The sequence below is a fragment of the Spirosoma lituiforme genome (assembly GCF_054776635.1).
Map to the genome: position 1 here is coordinate 1 of NZ_BAAHBO010000007.1, position 17,832 is coordinate 17,832.

Annotated in this window: 9 protein-coding genes; 8 read left to right on the forward strand and 1 reads right to left on the reverse strand. The window is 53.5% G+C overall.

Annotation, left to right across the window (positions count from 1 at the left end):
- Positions 1 to 669: 669 nt before the first annotated feature.
- Together ACYU87_RS20915 and ACYU87_RS20920 are read left to right on the forward strand one after the other, a co-directional pair.
- On the forward strand, positions 670 to 1,248 hold the full coding sequence (locus ACYU87_RS20915) for a cupin domain-containing protein (RefSeq protein ID WP_461136050.1): 579 nt from the start codon (positions 670 to 672) through the stop codon (positions 1,246 to 1,248).
- A 193-nt stretch (positions 1,249 to 1,441) separates the two neighbouring features.
- Positions 1,442 to 1,837 (forward strand): hypothetical protein, encoded by a 396-nt coding sequence (locus ACYU87_RS20920; RefSeq protein ID WP_461136051.1) that lies wholly within the window; start codon positions 1,442 to 1,444, stop codon positions 1,835 to 1,837.
- Positions 1,838 to 2,018: 181 nt separating this feature from the next.
- On the opposite strand, the gene ACYU87_RS20925 is transcribed toward ACYU87_RS20920, so the two are convergent.
- Positions 2,019 to 2,423 (reverse strand): arylamine N-acetyltransferase, encoded by a 405-nt coding sequence (locus ACYU87_RS20925; protein ID WP_461136052.1) that lies wholly within the window; start codon positions 2,421 to 2,423, stop codon positions 2,019 to 2,021.
- 208 nt (positions 2,424 to 2,631) lie between these two features.
- Between ACYU87_RS20925 and ACYU87_RS20930 the strand changes: the two genes are divergently transcribed.
- The 6 genes from ACYU87_RS20930 to ACYU87_RS20955 all read left to right on the forward strand — a co-directional run bounded on the left by ACYU87_RS20930 (position 2,632) and on the right by ACYU87_RS20955 (position 17,825).
- Positions 2,632 to 2,814: a hypothetical protein gene (locus ACYU87_RS20930; protein ID WP_461136053.1), complete on the forward strand. Its 183-nt coding sequence runs from the start codon at positions 2,632 to 2,634 to the stop codon at positions 2,812 to 2,814.
- 209 nt (positions 2,815 to 3,023) lie between these two features.
- Positions 3,024 to 4,373 (forward strand): D-arabinono-1,4-lactone oxidase, encoded by a 1,350-nt coding sequence (locus tag ACYU87_RS20935; RefSeq protein ID WP_461136054.1) that lies wholly within the window; start codon positions 3,024 to 3,026, stop codon positions 4,371 to 4,373.
- A gap of 655 nt (positions 4,374 to 5,028) precedes the next feature.
- Positions 5,029 to 6,675 (forward strand): immunoglobulin domain-containing protein, encoded by a 1,647-nt coding sequence (locus tag ACYU87_RS20940; protein WP_461136055.1) that lies wholly within the window; start codon positions 5,029 to 5,031, stop codon positions 6,673 to 6,675.
- Positions 6,676 to 6,995: 320 nt separating this feature from the next.
- Positions 6,996 to 9,269, forward strand: coding sequence for a SprB repeat-containing protein (locus ACYU87_RS20945; RefSeq protein WP_461136332.1), 2,274 nt, complete (start codon positions 6,996 to 6,998; stop codon positions 9,267 to 9,269).
- Positions 9,270 to 9,303: 34 nt separating this feature from the next.
- On the forward strand, positions 9,304 to 11,031 hold the full coding sequence (locus ACYU87_RS20950) for a hypothetical protein (RefSeq protein ID WP_461136056.1): 1,728 nt from the start codon (positions 9,304 to 9,306) through the stop codon (positions 11,029 to 11,031).
- Between the two features lie 11 nt (positions 11,032 to 11,042).
- Positions 11,043 to 17,825 (forward strand): fibronectin type III domain-containing protein, encoded by a 6,783-nt coding sequence (locus ACYU87_RS20955; protein WP_461136057.1) that lies wholly within the window; start codon positions 11,043 to 11,045, stop codon positions 17,823 to 17,825.
- Positions 17,826 to 17,832 lie beyond the last annotated feature (7 nt).

Here is a 17,832-nt window from a genome sequence, read left to right on the forward strand (position 1 = left end):
GTTTCCCGAGCGCGCTTATTTAGTCATGTGCTGTTTCACACAGCGCATCATGCCGGACAGATATCTCTCACTTTGAGCAGAGGAAAGAAAATGCTACAGTCGTAGTCAACTGGTAAAGTTGGACAGATATTAAAAATCAGCGTCTCGGAAAAACGCTCCCTGTGAGACAAAGAGAAATTTATATATTCTCGATTTGGGCATTTGTGAAATAGATTTCCCAAGAGTCAAGATTACAACGAAACGGGTCGCATTAGCGAATCATACTGGACCTAAAACCTATAGGCCAGTATGATTCGCTAATGCGACCCCGCTTTGTAGAAAACTCTTTACGATCCTGAACATCCCTGGTCCGGTAAGAAGCCGACACCCGTCTTTATCCAGCTAGAGAAAGGAAAGTCGTATTACGTCAAAATTGGGCATATTATGTATAGTCAACATGTAGATATCGAGGAAATGACGGAGCGTGCTTTTCAATTGTACATTGGCCTAAACGAATTGACAGGTCATATCAAGAAATACAAGTTGAGTACTTCTAACGTAGCCTTAATGAGTTCCAACTAAGGCTCCTTTCCAGAATTACTTTCCACTCCCTCAATACCTTTCCTGATCAGTGATAAATGGTGGTAGACTTGCTCCCCGAATCTATTTTAGCTTAGATAAACAACCAACATGATGAAGCGAATCCGTTTTCTCAACATCTGTTTAACCATGGGCACTTCCCTGGCTTCACCTTTCCTGTGGGCTGCCCAAACCATCCGAAGAGTCCGGGTAGAGAAAGGCTTTAAGGTAGAGGCTGGTAAGGACAGGTTTAATCAACCTATTTCGCTGTTTGATGGGGATACATTCATGACAAAAGTATCTACAAAAGATACGAATGCAGATTTATATGTCTATGAATCCCGACGGGTTAAGGAAGGAGGGCCTGCCCTGCATGTTCATTTCGATCAAGATGAACTATGGTATGTGTTGGAAGGGGAATTTCTGATTAAGGTTGGTGATGTCCTTCATCAGGTGAAAGCTGGCGATACCGTATTCGGTCCTCGGAATGTACCTCACTGTTTTGCCAAAGTGGGATCAGGCGCAGGCCGTTTGTTAATGACCTTTCAGCCAGCGGGCAAAATGGAAGAGTGCTTTCAGAAGATCAGTGCCGGAGCGCTAAAAAACCTGAGTGAAGCCGATCAAGATACGTTTCGGGAAGCGCATGGATTCAAGCGAGTCGGTCCACCTATTAATCAGCTCAAACAGTAAGGTTGGCTGATTCGTAGTCTCATCTCAAGCCCTAATCAATACCCAAAACTATAGCTCTTCAAACGCTGGTTTATTACTAGTTGTCTACCTCATTCAGTCGCCTAGGGTGAAATCAGGTAATTATACGCTAAAGCCAATTAGCCTGGCTGAATAAATTTGGCCTTCCTTCAACGACTCATTACTACTTTACCTGATGAAACCATTCTTTGTCATTACTCTTCTACTAGCAGCGAGCTTAACGGCTACTGCCCAGGTGAAAAACCAGTTAGCCAATACCGCCTGGCAAGGAACGGTCGAGACGAGCAAAGTCGTGGATGTTGTTCTTCGGTATGGAGCCGACACGATGACGATGTATACAGTAGCCGACAAGCAGTTGCTCGAAACGATGACTTATAGGATGAAAGGCGATTCGCTGACTTGGAAAAAAGTAAGTGGGACTAGTCCCTGCGACACCCAAGCGATTGGGATCTATCAGGTGCTGATCAAGAATGAGGAGATGGTTTTGAAACTACTCAAAGATGATTGTCCATTACGAGCCGGTTCATTGCTACCAAAGCCCTTCAAGAAGGTGGCATTCATCAGTAAATAGCTCAGAATTTGAGGGGTGTGAAATGACTTTTACGGGATGAAGGTGAAGTTATGACTAGTCAAAATGGTAGTAGCGAAGTGTATGCGACTGATGACCGGTCCGCCGGTGCGGTTTGACAGATAGAAAAAACATAACCGTCTCCTGAAACGCTCCAAAAAGAGACGAAAACAGAGTTGCTTATCTATAACTCGGGCATTTCATGAGACGGACAAGACAAGCAATTCTGTATTTTGCTGACGCCCAGTTTGTAACTACTAATTAGGTAAAGGGATGAAAAGCAGATGAAAACTGAATTTTGTCGGTAAAGTGAAATATCTATTGCAAACTCACGCTTAAGAGTTTGGATCAGCTCACTTTCGCTAGTTAGTAACAAGACATTTTTTTGATCACCCTCTCGCAAGGTTAGCTTGTTGTTAAAGAGAGTTTTGCGGCCTAGTAAAGTCGGTTTGGTATACACGATATTTTTTACAAAGTGGGCGCTTTCACTAGTTTGTTTAAAGTAACACAGCTCTTGAAAATTGTGAATGGGTACCTCAACTAGATGAAAAACGTATTTTTCTTCAAAAGCTATTTCGTCGGGTGACATCCAAAGACTAAGGTACTGAGCCGAATGATTGTGGCCACTTTAGTTTTTATGAATATAAAAACTCCACCATTTATCTTAAATTTGCCGCATCCCTCTTTAGGGTATTCATGTAAAGTAAAATACCAGAACCCGGTGGCACGGAGTAGCCGAAGAAGGTATTGCCTTTAGGAATATTACCGAGCTCATCTGCCGACGACTGAACCTGCCGGTGGTTAGTCAATCTCCCGAAAAAGCCGCTACGCATTTTGGCTGGTTTGCGCGCTTCGCCACACTGGATATTCCGTCCTACCGCCAGCAAACACAACAACGCCTGAACTGGCATCCCACGCAACCGGGGCTACTGGCCGACCTTGACCGGGATAGCTGCTTCACGGGCGCTGGTCTTTATTAAGTGCCTGATTTTAGGGCAGGAAACCACCTGCGTGAGCCAACCAGGGAAGTGCGACCAATGAGTTGCGTTGAATTCGTACTATCCGGGGAAGTAAAGCTGTTGAGGTCAGTTCTTTAGGAAGTAAGACAAAATCGCGCAGAAAGCACGCCTTCTGGTGAACGCCGATTTCGATAGTTGTCTACCTTACCAACCCTATACGCCCCCTGACTATGAACAAAAGAACCTTTCTTAAATTATCGTCTACTCTTTTGGCAACACCCGCATTATCTCCCCTGGTTGACCTGGTCGCCGACGAAAAGTTAAAAAACTGGGCTGGCAATTATGAATACAGTACCGACCGACTCTACCCGGCCAAATCAATCGGACAAGTTCAGGAGCTTATTAAGAAATACCCCAAGCTAAAAGTGCTGGGCACTCGCCATTGCTTCAACGGGATTGCGGACAGTAAAGACAATCTGATTTCGCTCAAAGCGATGGACGACGTGGTTGCGCTGGATACAAAAGCCCATACCGTGACGGTTGATGCCAGCATGAAATACGGTCAGCTGGCCCCTTACTTGGACGAAAAAGGATTCGCCCTTCATAACCTGGCATCGCTGCCCCACATTTCCATTGCCGGTGCCTGCGCAACGGCAACGCACGGATCGGGTATCAAAAACGGAAATCTGGCAACGGCCGTGTCGGGTATGGAAATCATTACGGCGGCAGGCGATGTACGAACCTTATCCCGCGCTAAAGACGGTGACGACTTCCGAGCGGCCGTTATTCATCTGGGCGCACTGGGCGTTGTTACGAAAGTCACCCTCGATATTCAGCCTACGTTTCTGATGCGCCAGTATGTGTACGAAAACCTGCCCATGGCGCAATTGAAAGATCACTTCGAGACCATTGCCTCGGCGGGTTACAGCGTGAGTTTGTTTACCGACTGGCAGAAGGGCCGCATCAACGAAGTCTGGATTAAACAGCGCATCGACAAAGGTGCCAGGTCAGAACCCGCAGCCCCAACTTACTTCGGGGCTACACTAGCTAAGAAAAATCTGCATCCCATTGCTGAGCTTTCGGCCGTGAACTGCACAGAGCAGTTGGGTGTGCCCGGCCCCTGGTACGAACGTATGCCGCACTTCCGCATGGGCTTCACACCCAGCAGCGGCAAGGAATTACAGTCCGAGTACTTCGTTCCCCGAAAAAATGCGGTCGACGCCATTCTGGCTGTGGAGCGACTACGCGATCAGGTAAGCCCCCACCTGATGATCTCGGAGCTGCGTACAATCGACGCCGATGATTTTTGGATGAGCCCCTGTTACAAGCAACCCAGCCTGGCCATTCACTTTACCTGGAAGCAGGACTGGGCCTCGGTCAAAAAGGTCTTGCCCCTGATTGAAAAAGAACTGTCGCCCTTCAATCCAAGACCGCACTGGGGTAAGCTGTTTACAATGGCTCCCAAACAACTACAATCTCGCTACGAAAAGCTTCCGGCCTTTAAGCAACTCGTGAACGAGTACGATCCGACGGGTAAATTTCGGAATGCGTTTCTACAAACGAATCTGTACGGGGCTTAGTCAGGCAATATAAACGCACCAATGGCTCTGCCCTGCGGCCAACCGGTTTACAATCGGCATTAACGTTGACTTATCAATTACCGGATCGGTGAGCGTTCATCGGCCCTTCCATGCCACCTCTTGCCGGGGTGGCATTTTCTTTATCTGGCTAGTCGTATTCAAATCAGACACGTATTGAGCGAATACGACCGGGTATCACTACAACTTGTTTGTGCGGGATGGCCCGAAAGCGGCTTCGACCAGAAGCATGGCTGAGGTTCCTCATCGAATTAATTACACTGGTACCTGCGCCAGCAAAACTAGTCAGACTAAACGTCCCATCTACCTGCTATCAGGTATAGATTCATCAAGTAATCACCCTCAACTTCGCAGGTACTATTGTAAAGTCTACAAGCTGACAGATTAATTTATCATTATGTCTATAGAATTTCTGTTTTTATATACTGATCATCAAGCTGCTATACATCGTATAGTGCCTTAGTCGCAATTCAATTGCGAATCGCCTATGCCTTGTTCTTTTATGTACTGGTTTTACCTGCTGCTGTTGGGTCTTGATAGAAATTCTACTCAGTGTCAGTTCACCCCATTCCGGTAGATCGAGAAACGTATCTAGTCAAATCAGATCGCGGGATCTAACCAACCACCTTCGCTTATTATGCCCTTTCCTTTACTCATTCGGTACAAAAACAGCCAGGTATCGGCTATCAATCTTCGTTCATTGATCATACCTAACCGAGGAGCGATCTGGTTCACGCGTTTACTTGTGGTTGTGCTATGCAGTTTTATCTGGACACAAGAAGGGCTGGCCCAATGTTCGCTGGCGATTACCCAACAACCCGCAGGAGCCACCAAGTGCGTGGGTGATACGTACACCTTCACGGCAACCGTGACAGGTACGGCGACTTTCCAATGGCAGAAAGACGGTGTTGACCTGGACGACAATCCAGGTGATATTGATGGAGCCACCACTCCCCAACTGACGCTCACCGACCTGTGCGCCACCTGCGATCCGGGTCAATACGTGCTCATCGTCTCAGGAATAGGCAGTTGCAGCGCTACCCAGCTCAGCACCCAGGCCGCCCAGCTAATCGTCAACACGCCCGTTGCCATCACCACCCAGCCCCAGCCCGCCACCGTCTGCGAAGGCAGTTCGGCCACCTTTGCCGTGCAGGCCAGCGGCTCCATCACCAGCTACCAGTGGTTCCGCAACGGCACGGCCATCAGCGGGGCCACCGCGGCCAGCTATCAACTGTCAGCCAGCCCGGCCAACCACAATGACACTTACAAAGTAGATGTAGTGGGCAGTTGCGGCACCCTCACCAGCAGCAGCGTGACCTTGACGGTCAACTCCAAGCCCAGCCTCACCGCCCAGCCCGCAGGCGCCACTAAATGCGTGGGCGAGAACTATACTTTCTCCGCTACGGCCACCAATGCTGGCTCATACCAGTGGCAAAAGGACGGCAACGATCTGGTCGATAAGGCGGGCGACATCAGCGGAGCCACTACTTCCCAACTGACGCTCACCGACCTGTGCGCCACCTGCGATCCGGGCCAGTACGTGCTCATCGTCTCAGGAATAGGCAGTTGCAGCGCCACCCAACTCAGCACCCAGCCCGCCCAACTGGTAGTCAATACGCCCGTTGCCATCACCACCCAGCCCCAGCCCACCACCATCTGCGAAGGCGCATCAGCGACCTTCGCTGTGCAGGCCAGTGGCTCCATCACCGCTTATCAGTGGTTCCGCAACGGCACGGCCATCAGTGGGGCGACTTCGGCCAGCTATCAACTGCCAGCCAGCCCGGCCAACAACAATGACACTTACAAAGTAGACGTGGTGGGCAGTTGCGGCACCCTCACCAGCAGCAGCGTGACCTTGACGGTCAACTCCAAGCCCAGCCTCACCGCCCAGCCCGTAGGGGCCACTAAGTGCGTGGGCGAGAACTATACTTTCTCCGCTACGGCAACTAACGCTGGCTCATACCAGTGGCAAAAGGACGGCAATGATATTATCGGGGCTACGACGGCTATGTACACCATCGCAGCCATTCAGCCGGGAGACGCGGGTACGTATCGGGTACGGCTAACGGGTACGGCTACCTGCAGTGGCAACGCGCTGGTCAGTACCGAAGCTACGCTGGTCGTTAACGTACCCATCGTCATCACCACATCAGTTGTTTCGCAGACTACCTGCGAGGGTAGCTCCGTCACATTTGCATCCGCGGCCAGCGGCACGAGATCACAGGTTACCGATGGTACCGGAACGGGCAACCGCTGGGTACTACCGATCGAATCTACACGCTGACAGCTACGCTGGCGAACCAAAACGATAGCTATCGGGTCGAACTGATCGGCCCCTGTGGCACAGTCACCACCGCCGAAGCCACCCTGACTGTTATCCGGATTGAAACCCCAACGATTACCACCGATAAACCCGATGGCCTGTGCGTAGGCGATCAGACCACCCTGACGGCAAAGGGATGCACCGGCGCTGTTACCTGGTTTCTCGATGACAATGCCGTTGGGCTAGGTTCCACATTTACCACCGGGCAGGCGGGTGCGTATACGGCCTCCTGCGCCAATCAGGGATGTTCACGACAACCGCGTAGTAACGTTATTCAGGTCATTCAGCTATCACCCGTCACGTTTACGGCAACCGTACAGAACGTAACGTGTTTTGCGGGCCAGAACGGGTCAGTTACCATTATCCCTGGTGGAGCAGCGGGCGCGCCCTACAATGTGCGCTGGACCAATCCAACCGGCATTACCAACGCAACCGTCAAAGAGTTGGGAGTAGGAACCTATACCTTCACCATCACCGACCGGGCAGGGTGCACCGCAACTGGTAGTCAGCCCATTACGCAACCTACGCAACCCACTGGCAGCGTAGTGGCTACCGACGTAACCTGCAACGGACAACAGGACGGCCGTCTGGCTATTACCGCTCGCAGCGACTACGGGGGGTACGCCTACAGTGTTAACGGCGCTCCTCCCGTCGCTTTTGCGGCTGGTGCGACTCAAACCCTGACCAATCTGGATAAAGGCACGTACACGATTCGGGTCATCGACGCCCGAAGCTGCGACGTACTTACGCCTACGCTGGTAAGCATTAACGAACCCTCAGCCCTGACGGCCCTTATCGGCACGGTAAAACAACCGCTCTCGGCTGATTCCAGAGACGGCAGCATCGAAATGAGCGCATCGGGAGGGACAGGTCCCTATACCGGGCGCTGGTACGATGCCAACGGAACCCAACTAACTACCCCTGTACAGACAACGGCCACCAGCACGGGCATTACCAGTCGTCTGTCGCCTGTTGATGGCGGTCTATACCGGTTTGTGGTGACCGACAGGAATGGATGCGAGCGGTCACTGACTCAGACGCTGGTGGCTCCTCAACGACTGATCGCTACGATCACGACGGAGCCGGTTACCTGCTTTGGCCGCACCGACGGAACCGCCACGGTGTCGGTAACCGGCGGGGTAGCCCTGACGAGCCAGCCGCCTTATCAAACGATCTGGCGCAGGCAGGGAACGACCGCCATTATTGGTCAGGGACTAGCCATTACCGGACTGGCACCTGGTTTCTATGAGGTTGCCGTTACCGATGCCAATGGCATTTCAACGACCGCCACGGCCCAGGTGATTGAGCCCGCTCTGCTAAAAACGACCGTCAGTCAGATACGGCCCAATTACTGCACCAACCTGCCCCTGGGTGAGGTAACGTTGCAAACCGAAGGCGGGCGGGCACCCTACCGCATCATCTGGAATGGAAATACGCTATCAGGCAGCACGATTACCAAAATACCCGGCGGGCGACAAACCTTTACCGTAACGGATGCATCGGGTTGCATAGCCACCACCGAAGCCGTTGTGCCCGACAGTGCCGCTACGTTCACGACGCGTATTGCCTACACCGCCCCAACCTGCTTTGGCCGCTGCGACGGAATGCTGACGTCGACGGTACAGGGTGGTACGGCTCCCTATCAGTATAATTGGCGAAACCTGTCTGTCACTACACCAACAGCGCTCAGTGTGTGTGGCTCCGGAGAAACGGCCCTGACCATTCAGGATGCAAAAGGATGCGTCATCACCTCCACTGTAGTCTCCTTGACGGCACCGGCCCCGCGTGTGCTGGGGCTACCCGGTACCCAGGAAGTGTGCCCGTCCAAACCGTTCGAACTTAGTGCGGCCTCGCTGACATGGGGGAAAACCTTCATCTGGACACTGCCCAACAGCACCACCCAGACCGGCGCTACCATTCAGGCCAGCGCGGTCGGTACGTACCAGATCACGGTGCTCGACGAAAACAGTTGCGGTGGACAGGGTACGATACTAGTCCGGCAGTTTACTTATGTGAACCAGCTCTTTACCGTTCCCAGTGAGGCCGTAGCGGGCAAATCCGTTGTAGCCGTTGACCTGACCAGCCCCGCGCCAGCCAGTATTCGCTGGGAGTTGCCGGGCGGCACCATCGTTAGTCAGAACACCTATCAGGCCAAGCTGAGTTTTGCCCAGGTGGGTACGTATAACATCACCGAAATTGCGACCGTTGACAATTGCGACTACCGCCTGACCAAGACCATCGACATTAAAGCCAGTCTCGATGACAATGGCTTCCCCCGGCCAATGAACGCAGCGCCCCTTGAGGTAACGGTCATGAGCAATCCCACCGTGAGCACAACCCTACAACTGGCCATTACCAACCCGGCCGACGAGGATTTTCTGGTAACGGTGCAACCCATCTCGGGCCATCAGCGCGTCTTCGGTCAGGAATACAGCAAGCATGGTTCCAACCCGCTGACGGTCAACCTGCCCAATACGGTCACCGCCGGTCTATACGTCCTGACGGTGCAAACGGCTACCGTCCGCATTACCAAACACATTTTGATCTCCCAATAACCTGCCTTCACCCGTCTTCTAATCGGTTCGTTTAATGCAACAACTACATCATTTTCGCAATGGGCTGAGCCTGTTGCTGTGCCTGAGTGGCTGGCTGATCGGCCAATCGGTGCTGGCGCAATCCGTTAACCTCGGTACTGTCGGCAAGGCCAAGCCCCTGGTGGTATCGGGGGGACTGGGGGCTAATGCCATCTTCAGCGCGGGGCTACCCAATGCAGATGCTCCTTTCAATTATTTTTTGTCGGGAAACCTGAACCTGAATTTCTTTGGGACAATCAACGTGCCGCTGACCTTCAATTATTCGGACCGGCGGCTGGATCTCTCGCAGGGCTATTCGTTTAACCAATTCAGTCTTCACCCGACATATAAATGGGTAACGGCGCACATCGGCACGAATTACATGACGTTTTCCCCGTATACCCTCAACGGCCACCAGTTTGTGGGCGTGGGCGTGGAAGCGACACCGGGCAAGTGGAACGTGCAGGCCATGGCCGGGCGGCTGTTGCGGGACCAGTACACCGACACCACGATCACCGGCCCTACCTTCCGGCGAATGGGCTATGGTCTGAAAGTGGCTTACAACCCCGGCAAGTACCTGTTGGGGATGACGCTCTTCGGCGCCCAGGATGACCCAAGTACGATCCCGGAAACCCTCCGCCGGTTTGATGACCAGGTCGTAACGCCCAAAGAAAATAGGGTGGTAGGCCTCAATTTTGGTACCACGCTCTTTCACGCCCTGCAACTCAACGCCGAATACGCCAACAGTGTCATCACCAAAGATCAATCACCAAACTACGAGCGGGTGCCGGTGCGGTCGATGGCGGGCCTGTTCGTGCGGGGTAACGCGACCTCCGAGTCGTACAATGCACTTAAAGTAGCGGTCAATTACAACATAGCCCGAACAAAAACCATCGTGGGTGCGGGTTACGAGCGCATCGACCCAAACTACACCACGCTGGGCGGTTATTATTTCGTTAATGACCTGGCCAACTACACCGTTAACGCAAGCCAGACATTGCGTGGAGGAAAACTGCAGCTAAGCACCAACGTAGGGCTTCAGGAAGACGACATCAGGAAGCAGAAAGTTATGCGGCAGCACCGGCTTGTGGGATCACTGGTGGCCAGTGCCCAGTTGCAGGAAGGCTTCTCGATGGGCATTAACTATTCGAATTTCCGGTCGTACCGCTTCCTCAATGATACCTATTCGCGGCTGGTGCGGGTACCGGGGCAAATTATCGATACCCTGGCCTACTCACTGGTATCGCAAACAATGGGCTATACCATGAACAAAGTGCTGGTCAAGACCGAAACCCGGTCGTCGCAGCTTAACGTTGTGGTTACCTATGTGGGGTCGCAGAGTGCACGCGCCAACATCAAGGATACGGACAGTAAGACGCGTATCCTAAATACCAGCCTGACCTATTCACTGGGCTTTTTACCGCAGAAAGCGGCTCTCAATGCGTCGATCTCGTATTTTCGCAACGCCCTGCCCACGGGCATTATCCAGGGTATCGGCCCCACCATCGGCATCCAGAAAACCTTTCTGGAGAGCCTGAATACGACGTTGACTGTATCGGCTCTGAATGTCAATACCAACCTGACTGGTCTGGAAGGGGGCACTACCTCACTAGCCCTAAACGCCCAATTGCTGGCCAATATGCGGGTCGGGCGGCATCATGCCTTTAACTTCCTTACGGCGGTGGTCAGCACGCAGCCCGCTACCTACGTCAACGGCAACGTTGGCTATAACTTCTCGTTTTGATAACCCACCTTATGCCAACTTTACGTTCTCTCTTTCTTTATCAAGTGTATCGGTGGCTGCTGGCCGGACTGCTGCTGCTGGGATACGCGCCCGTGCAGGCGCAGGAATTTTACCCGGTAGTAGCTCGATTCACGCAGTTGCCGCCCTACCCCGTCTATCTGGCCGATTTTAGCAACCCCTCCCAGACTAACCTGTCTATTCAGGTGCAGCAAAACGACCGGTCTATTGCCTCGCGTCCCTTCCGCATTCGCGTCTACATCGAAGGGCAGGGGTTTCAGGTTCAGAGTACCGATCTGGTGCAGGGAGAACCCCCGCTGACGCTCAGTTTCGGGCAGGTGTACAGCCTTCCCGCCGAGCAGGTAGCCAATTATTTCAAGCAGTACAACCTGAAGATCAGTGCAGCGCAGTACGCCCGTCCCTTTAGTGAGGGGGCCTTCCGGTTTGGCGTCGAAATTATCGACTACGCCACGAACCGGCCCATTTCGGGCGTACAGTGGGCGAACCCCGTCTGGATTACCATCAACGAGCCACCCGTCTGGATTATGCCGCAGAACGCCCTCACCATGACGCCCGTTCTGCCCCAGAACATTATTTTCCAATGGTCGCCACGCCACACCAATGTAAACGACGTTGAGTACGAATTCACCATCACGGATTTGCTGATCAGCCGGGGATTTAGTGGTAATGTGCAGAACCTGTTTCTGGCTCAGCCCCCCTATTATAAAACCCGTACCCGCACAACGACCCTGGTATACGACCCCACCATGCCGCCCCTGGTGCCCGGCCGTACGTACGCTTACCGGGTAGAAGCCATTGCCAAACGCGGCCGCGAAGACGTGGGCGTATTCCGCAACAACGGATTTTCCGAAATTCAGTACTTCAACTACGGCACCCCATTGTTACCCCCCTCGAACTTGCGGCTAACGTGGAACGACGCGAACACCACCGAAGCCAGTTTCAACTGGAAAGGTGAGTCAAACCACCAGTCATTTGTGGTCGAAATTCGGGAGAAAGGTAAAAACGGTCCCTGGCGCAGCACCACCCTTAACCCACAGGCGACGGGTCTTTACAGCAGCTTCACGTTCAATGGCCTCGACCCTACCAGGCCCTATGAAGCGCGGGTAACGGCCGCCGGGGGCGATGGGCAGCGGGCCATTTCCGAAGTGGTTCCTCTCAGCAGTCTGCAACTGGTGAACCAAACCGGCTTTTCGATTAGAGGCCATGTGAACTGGGCCTTTAACAGCACCGAAGAAGCCTTCAGCAAGCCAGGTACGCTCTTCGGTACCAGCAGCACCATTACCCCCCGCCAGATAGTCAGGCAACCCTGGCCGGAGCAGCAGGCGGGGGATCGCCGGTTTGCGCTGAACGACGCGATTATCAGCCTCTATAATACGGGCAGTACCCCCGTCGATGCCAGCACGTTTGCCCGGCAACGGAGCAGCTACTCCCTCATTCAGACCGTATCGAGCGACGCACAGGGTAATTTCGAGTTCAAAGGCGAAACCATCAAGCTGCTGCAACAGGCAGAGAATCTGTTTCTGGTAGCCCGCTTCAAAAACAACGCCTTTGGTGAAGCGATGACGCCGTTTAAAATACCCACCAAGCCGGAGGGTGTGCTGAAGTCGCCTGATATGACGCTGATTGCCAATACATTCCGCTACGCACCAACGTTCCTACTGCCCGCCGGAGACCAGGCAGTAGCCGACGCAGTGGAGGAAGTGGCTCTTTACCGGCTGAAATCGGTTGTGGAGGCCGCGCCCTACCTGGCTCAGGAAGGCAACGCCAGTACCCGTACCGAAGTGCGCTTTAACAACGAGGCTTACGTAAAAATGGCTACGTTCAATGGCAATCAGGCATTGTCCCGTCTGTTCACCAACCACCTTTTCAACGATCAACTCCTGGTAGTCGTGCGCCAGAAGGGCCAGGAACCGCAGTTCTTCCCCATTACGGGCATAGAGGAAGTCAAGGCAGGCCAGAGTCTGACGGTTAACGATCAATTTCGCTATCTATCCTCTTCCCGACGCATTTGGGGAATAGTGGGGCGGGGTACGCTGGCCAGTCCTGTTGCTAATGCGACGGTGCAGGTAGCAGGCCAGCCTTATACAACCGACAAAAATGGTCGCTATGAGGCACTTGTACCCGCCAGTATCAAACCGGGGCAAGCCATTACGGTCACCGTACCCGACCCGCTCGACAACAGTATCCGGCTGACACAAACCCCTGCTTTTTCGGGTACCAGTCTGGAGCAGAACATGTTGCTAACGGATAACGCCGTGCATGTGGTCGGTCTGGTGCACGACGAGACCAAACGCCCGCTGGCCGGGGCGGTGGTAACGATGGGAGCCGTCAGTGTGAAGACGCAACCCAACGGCTATTTTTCGCTGGTGCTGGATGAGCCAGCCCTATTGGCACTGGATGCCAGAAAAGACAGCGTACGAATTATGGCCGATGCGTATGCCCCGCTGAAACTGTCCCTGAATGCTTTTGCCCGAACCGCCGTGGCGGGTAGCAGTGCCGACAACCAGGACAATTGGCTGCGGGCACTGGGGCAGACAAATAGTCTGAAAAATGCCCCCCAGTCCGAGGGTACACAACCGATTGTGACAGCCGAAACCTACGGACGTCTGTTCACCAGCGCCGGAAAACGGGCCGTAGCGATTCATGAAAAAGCGGATATCCAGCTCACGTTGGTACAGAAAAAGTACCGTATTCAGCTCTACGTCGCCGATGACAAACGGACGCTGGGTCTGCGCAGTCTAACCGATTCACTGACCAATCAAACGTTTCTGCCAGCCGACACGGAACTTCTGGTGGAGAATACGCCCGTAAAAAGTGGCGGGCAGGCGGGATACGTGGCTACCACCACCGGCACCACGGTGACAGTGGCCTTTAAGAACAAGGGCGCGGGCAGTCTGTATTCAGAAGTAACCCAGACCGTCAAACTGCCCGCCAAACCCCATAAACGAGACACTATCTATACGTTTGCAATTCGGCTCCGGCCCGCTGCTTATGTCCGGGGTATGGTGCTCGACAGTACCCTGTTTGTGGCGGGATTACACACGGACAAAGACTCATTGGTTGTACCGGGCCCCGATCTGGCCAACCGGCTCCGCCCCATTGCCGGGGCAAAAGTAGAGAACGAAGGCGTGGGCGAAGCGGAAACCGATGCCAAAGGCACGTTCCGTATTTTGGTTGAAAAAGGGCGGGAAAACACCCTGAAGCTATCAAAGCCAACGACGTACGTGATTCGTGATGACGTCCGGGCAGGGAAAGCCATAAAAGACACCAGCCAGATTATTGCGTACAACGATGTCCAGATGAGCGTGAGCGAAGCCGACATAAACGCCTTTGCAGCCAGCGACCCGGTGGCCTTTGCCAAGCTCATTGAGGGAACGCCCAACCGGCTTCAGTTCAAGCGGGGCTACCTCACCCGGCGGGAGCGAAGTGTGCCAACGTTCACGAAACTACTCACCTTCGATGCCACCGTTGAGCAGGCCGTGCGCAACAGCGGAGCCGATGCAGGCAAAGGGGGCGAAACGTACAAAATTTCGGGAAAGATTCAGCTCGACAAGTGGGCTAAAAACAGTAAGGACGGTAGTACGCTATTTGGCATAACCAAAGGCAAAGAACTGACGCTAACCTTCAAAGACGTTATTGTTAAAGCCGACCCGAAAGATAAGACCAACGCGGTGCCGGTGCTCAGTTCGGTTAACCTGGTCGAGACCGAGTTTGATGCCTTACTGTTCGGGTTTGCGCCCGTTAAGGTAGAAGGTAACCCGGCGGGCGAACCCTTCATCCGGCTTCAGCAGGTGGCCGGGCAGGCAGGTCAGGGTAAGGTGGGGGGAGCCACGTGGCAGTTTATGCAGACCCAGCTCGCTGGCTTCAATTTCGGCAAAATGGAACTGACTAAAAAGAAGCCCGACAAAGTGGCCAAGGCCGGGGATTTCAACGATAAGGATGCCGTCGATGATGCCAAGGACCAGAAAAAACTGGCGGATAAGCGGGCCGGTAAAAAAGACGAGAAAAAAGACGATAAAGCCAAAATTCCGGAGAAAGAACCTTACCTGGTTGCCTTTGCTACGAAGAACCTGGAGGATATGAAAGACGACGCCGAGTACGCGGTCGAATTCATTACCGGGGGGTCAGCAAGGCAGAGCGAAAAGGCGGCAGCCGCTGGCAGCAAAAACGTACAGTTCGACCCCAATTACGCCCGGTTTCCGCTGGGTAACGCGCCCCAGGGGCCGGGTATGGTGCAGAACACAGTTGGTAACTACCTCAACACACTGGTTCCCTACGTCAACATTGAACGAAAGGAAGTGGTCCTGAAAAAGTCGGGCATCAGCATGAAAGGATCGCTCTCGCTGCCAACCATCCCGTACGTAGCCTCCGACTCCGCCAAGCTGATACTGGAGAAACTGGAAATCGATAAAGAATTTAAACTCAAGCAGGCGACATTTGCCCTCGACGGCAAGAAGAACATCTGGGAGGCCGTCGCCGGTGGTAAAACAACCAGCGGTTTTCTGCTCGAAGTAAAGTCGTTTCAGATTGTCAACGATTTTAAAGGCTACGGCATCTCGGGGCGTATCTCGAATGACAAAGACAATTACGTTGACGTCAACTCACTGACATTCAATGTAGTGGACGGCACATGCTTTCCGGCAACGGAACTCTCCCTGCCCAATCAGGGCTTCCGGGTCAAGTCGATTCGCTTCCGGCCATCGGGTAAAAAAACCATTGTATTTAAGCGAAATACGAAAGACAAGAGCTATGAGCTGGAAACCTCGCTGAACGTCGAATACGACGGTTCTGCGCCTAAAACAGCCCTGACGGACTCCACCGATAAATTTGGCAAGAGCCTGACCGAAGCGGACCAAAAGGCGCTGGCTGGTCAGCCTAAACCAGCCCAGCCAACCGATGCGACTCCAGCCAGCGGTGGGGTTATGAGCAGTGTCTTTCCGTTCGAGTTGCAGAAGTTTGTCTGGTCGACAACGGGGAAATGGGTTGTCTCGGCCAAACCCCGACCCATCGATCTTATTCCCGGTCTGGTGAAACTCAATATTCGGCGGCTGGTATTCACCAAAGCGGGCAAAAAACCCGACGGCTCGGCCGACGCGCTGAAGAAAAGCGAAGTGAACGATTTGCTGGCCATGAACGAAGAAGAAGTCAACCAGATCAACCGCACGGTAAGCTTCAATCAGGCCAACACGACCATCAAGAAAGATTCGCTGGGCAACGCGGCAACGGACAAAGATGGTAACCGGTTGCGTGAAGGAGCGCTCAGCAAAGAATCCCAGACGCTACGGGGCAACACCAGTTCGGAACGCCTGACCATTAAGGAACTGGCCGAGAAAATTGTCAAGGCCGATCCACCGGCATCAATGGCTTTTGGCTTTGCGGGTGGTTTTTCCACCGATGCCCAGAAAGCCGACGGTATTAAATTCGACTCCGACGTGTCGTTGGTGGTGGGCGACTTTGGCGAGGGCTGGGAAACCAGCATCAACGAGATCATGATCAAGATGGAGTCGACTGCCTTCAAAGCTTTCGGGAAAGTGAAAGTCTCGATGCTGGAGAAGAAAAAGGGCTTCGAAGGGGCCATCGACCTGGAAACGGCCGATAACCGGTTTGCCGCCAACCTGAAGTACTACAAACTACCCAAAGGCATCGAGTTGGGTGCGGGCTTTCAGGCCTCGTCGGCCGTTCCGATGGGGCCCATCACCTGGTCCTCGCTCGGGGGCGGTTTTGACCTGAACACGGAAGACCAGAAGTATAAAGTGTTCCTGATTGGGTCGGCCGTACCAACGCCGACAATGACGAATCCTAAACTCTGCCAGTATAAAAATATCCGGTTACTGGTGGAGTTCGATAACAAAGCCTGCGGGGCCAAGCCTGTCATAAAAGGCAACGGTGAGATGTTCGTCAATGGCGACAAATACTGCGAAACGCAACTCGAACTGGACTTCTGCCGGACCCGGCTGATGGCTAAACTCAATTGCGAAATTGAGGTCTCGAAAGAGTCGAAAGCCGAAGTCAATGCGCTGGTTATTGCCGACCCATCGATTGGTATTTTTCTGGGTGCCAACGTGCGGGTGGCCGCGCTGGGTGGCCTTGCCAATGGGGTGATCGGGGTGCCGATTGTGTTCCGAACAACGGCGGGGGTAGCTGACGGCATGCCCCCAGAACTGAGTCTGTATACCAGCAAAATTCCCGCTTACCTGCTCCAGGCTGACAATACGACGGCAACGGGTAGCTTTCTGAAGATGGATATGAGCCGCGAGTTCAAATGGTCAGATCGCGTATCGGTAGCGGGCCTGAGCCTGGTTGAGGCCAACGTGGAAGCCGTTTTGCGGGGTGACTTGGCGCTGGGCGTCAATTTCCGCACGGGCTCTTTCCGGGTGCTGGGTCAGACTATTTTCGATGCCGAAGGACGCGTATCAATCATTGGCCTGGCACTGAATGGAAAAATGGGTCTGGGCCTGACGCTCGATGGTGGCTTTATGGAAGACAAAGGCTGGAACTTTGCCGCCCAAGCGCGGGGTGAACTCCAGGTCTGGCGCGATAACAGCGCGTCGCTTGGCTGTAATGACTACAAAATAGAGCGGGAATGGTACTGGGACGATGTGTGCGTTGACCGATCCTGGTGGGGTGGCTGCAAACGCACCGAGCGGCAGTGGGTGCCCTACCCCGCCTACCGGCTAGACAAACTAACAACAAAAGTAAAAGTATGCCTCAGCGGTTCCTACGGGGCGCAATACCAAAGCCGGGGCGGAAATGCGGGCTGGAAACTATTAAAATAAGGCATTG

Excerpts from the sequence above, each read along its gene's own strand:
- ACYU87_RS20925 (WP_461136052.1), bottom strand. The coding sequence starts at position 2,423 with ATGTCACCCGACGAAATAGCTTTTGAAGAAAAATACGTTTTTCATCTA.
- ACYU87_RS20935 (WP_461136054.1), top strand. The coding sequence starts at position 3,024 with ATGAACAAAAGAACCTTTCTTAAATTATCGTCTACTCTTTTGGCAACA.
- ACYU87_RS20955 (WP_461136057.1), top strand. The coding sequence starts at position 11,043 with ATGCCAACTTTACGTTCTCTCTTTCTTTATCAAGTGTATCGGTGGCTG.
- ACYU87_RS20915 (WP_461136050.1), top strand. The coding sequence starts at position 670 with ATGATGAAGCGAATCCGTTTTCTCAACATCTGTTTAACCATGGGCACT.
- ACYU87_RS20950 (WP_461136056.1), top strand. The coding sequence starts at position 9,304 with ATGCAACAACTACATCATTTTCGCAATGGGCTGAGCCTGTTGCTGTGC.
- ACYU87_RS20920 (WP_461136051.1), top strand. The coding sequence starts at position 1,442 with ATGAAACCATTCTTTGTCATTACTCTTCTACTAGCAGCGAGCTTAACG.
- ACYU87_RS20940 (WP_461136055.1), top strand. The coding sequence starts at position 5,029 with ATGCCCTTTCCTTTACTCATTCGGTACAAAAACAGCCAGGTATCGGCT.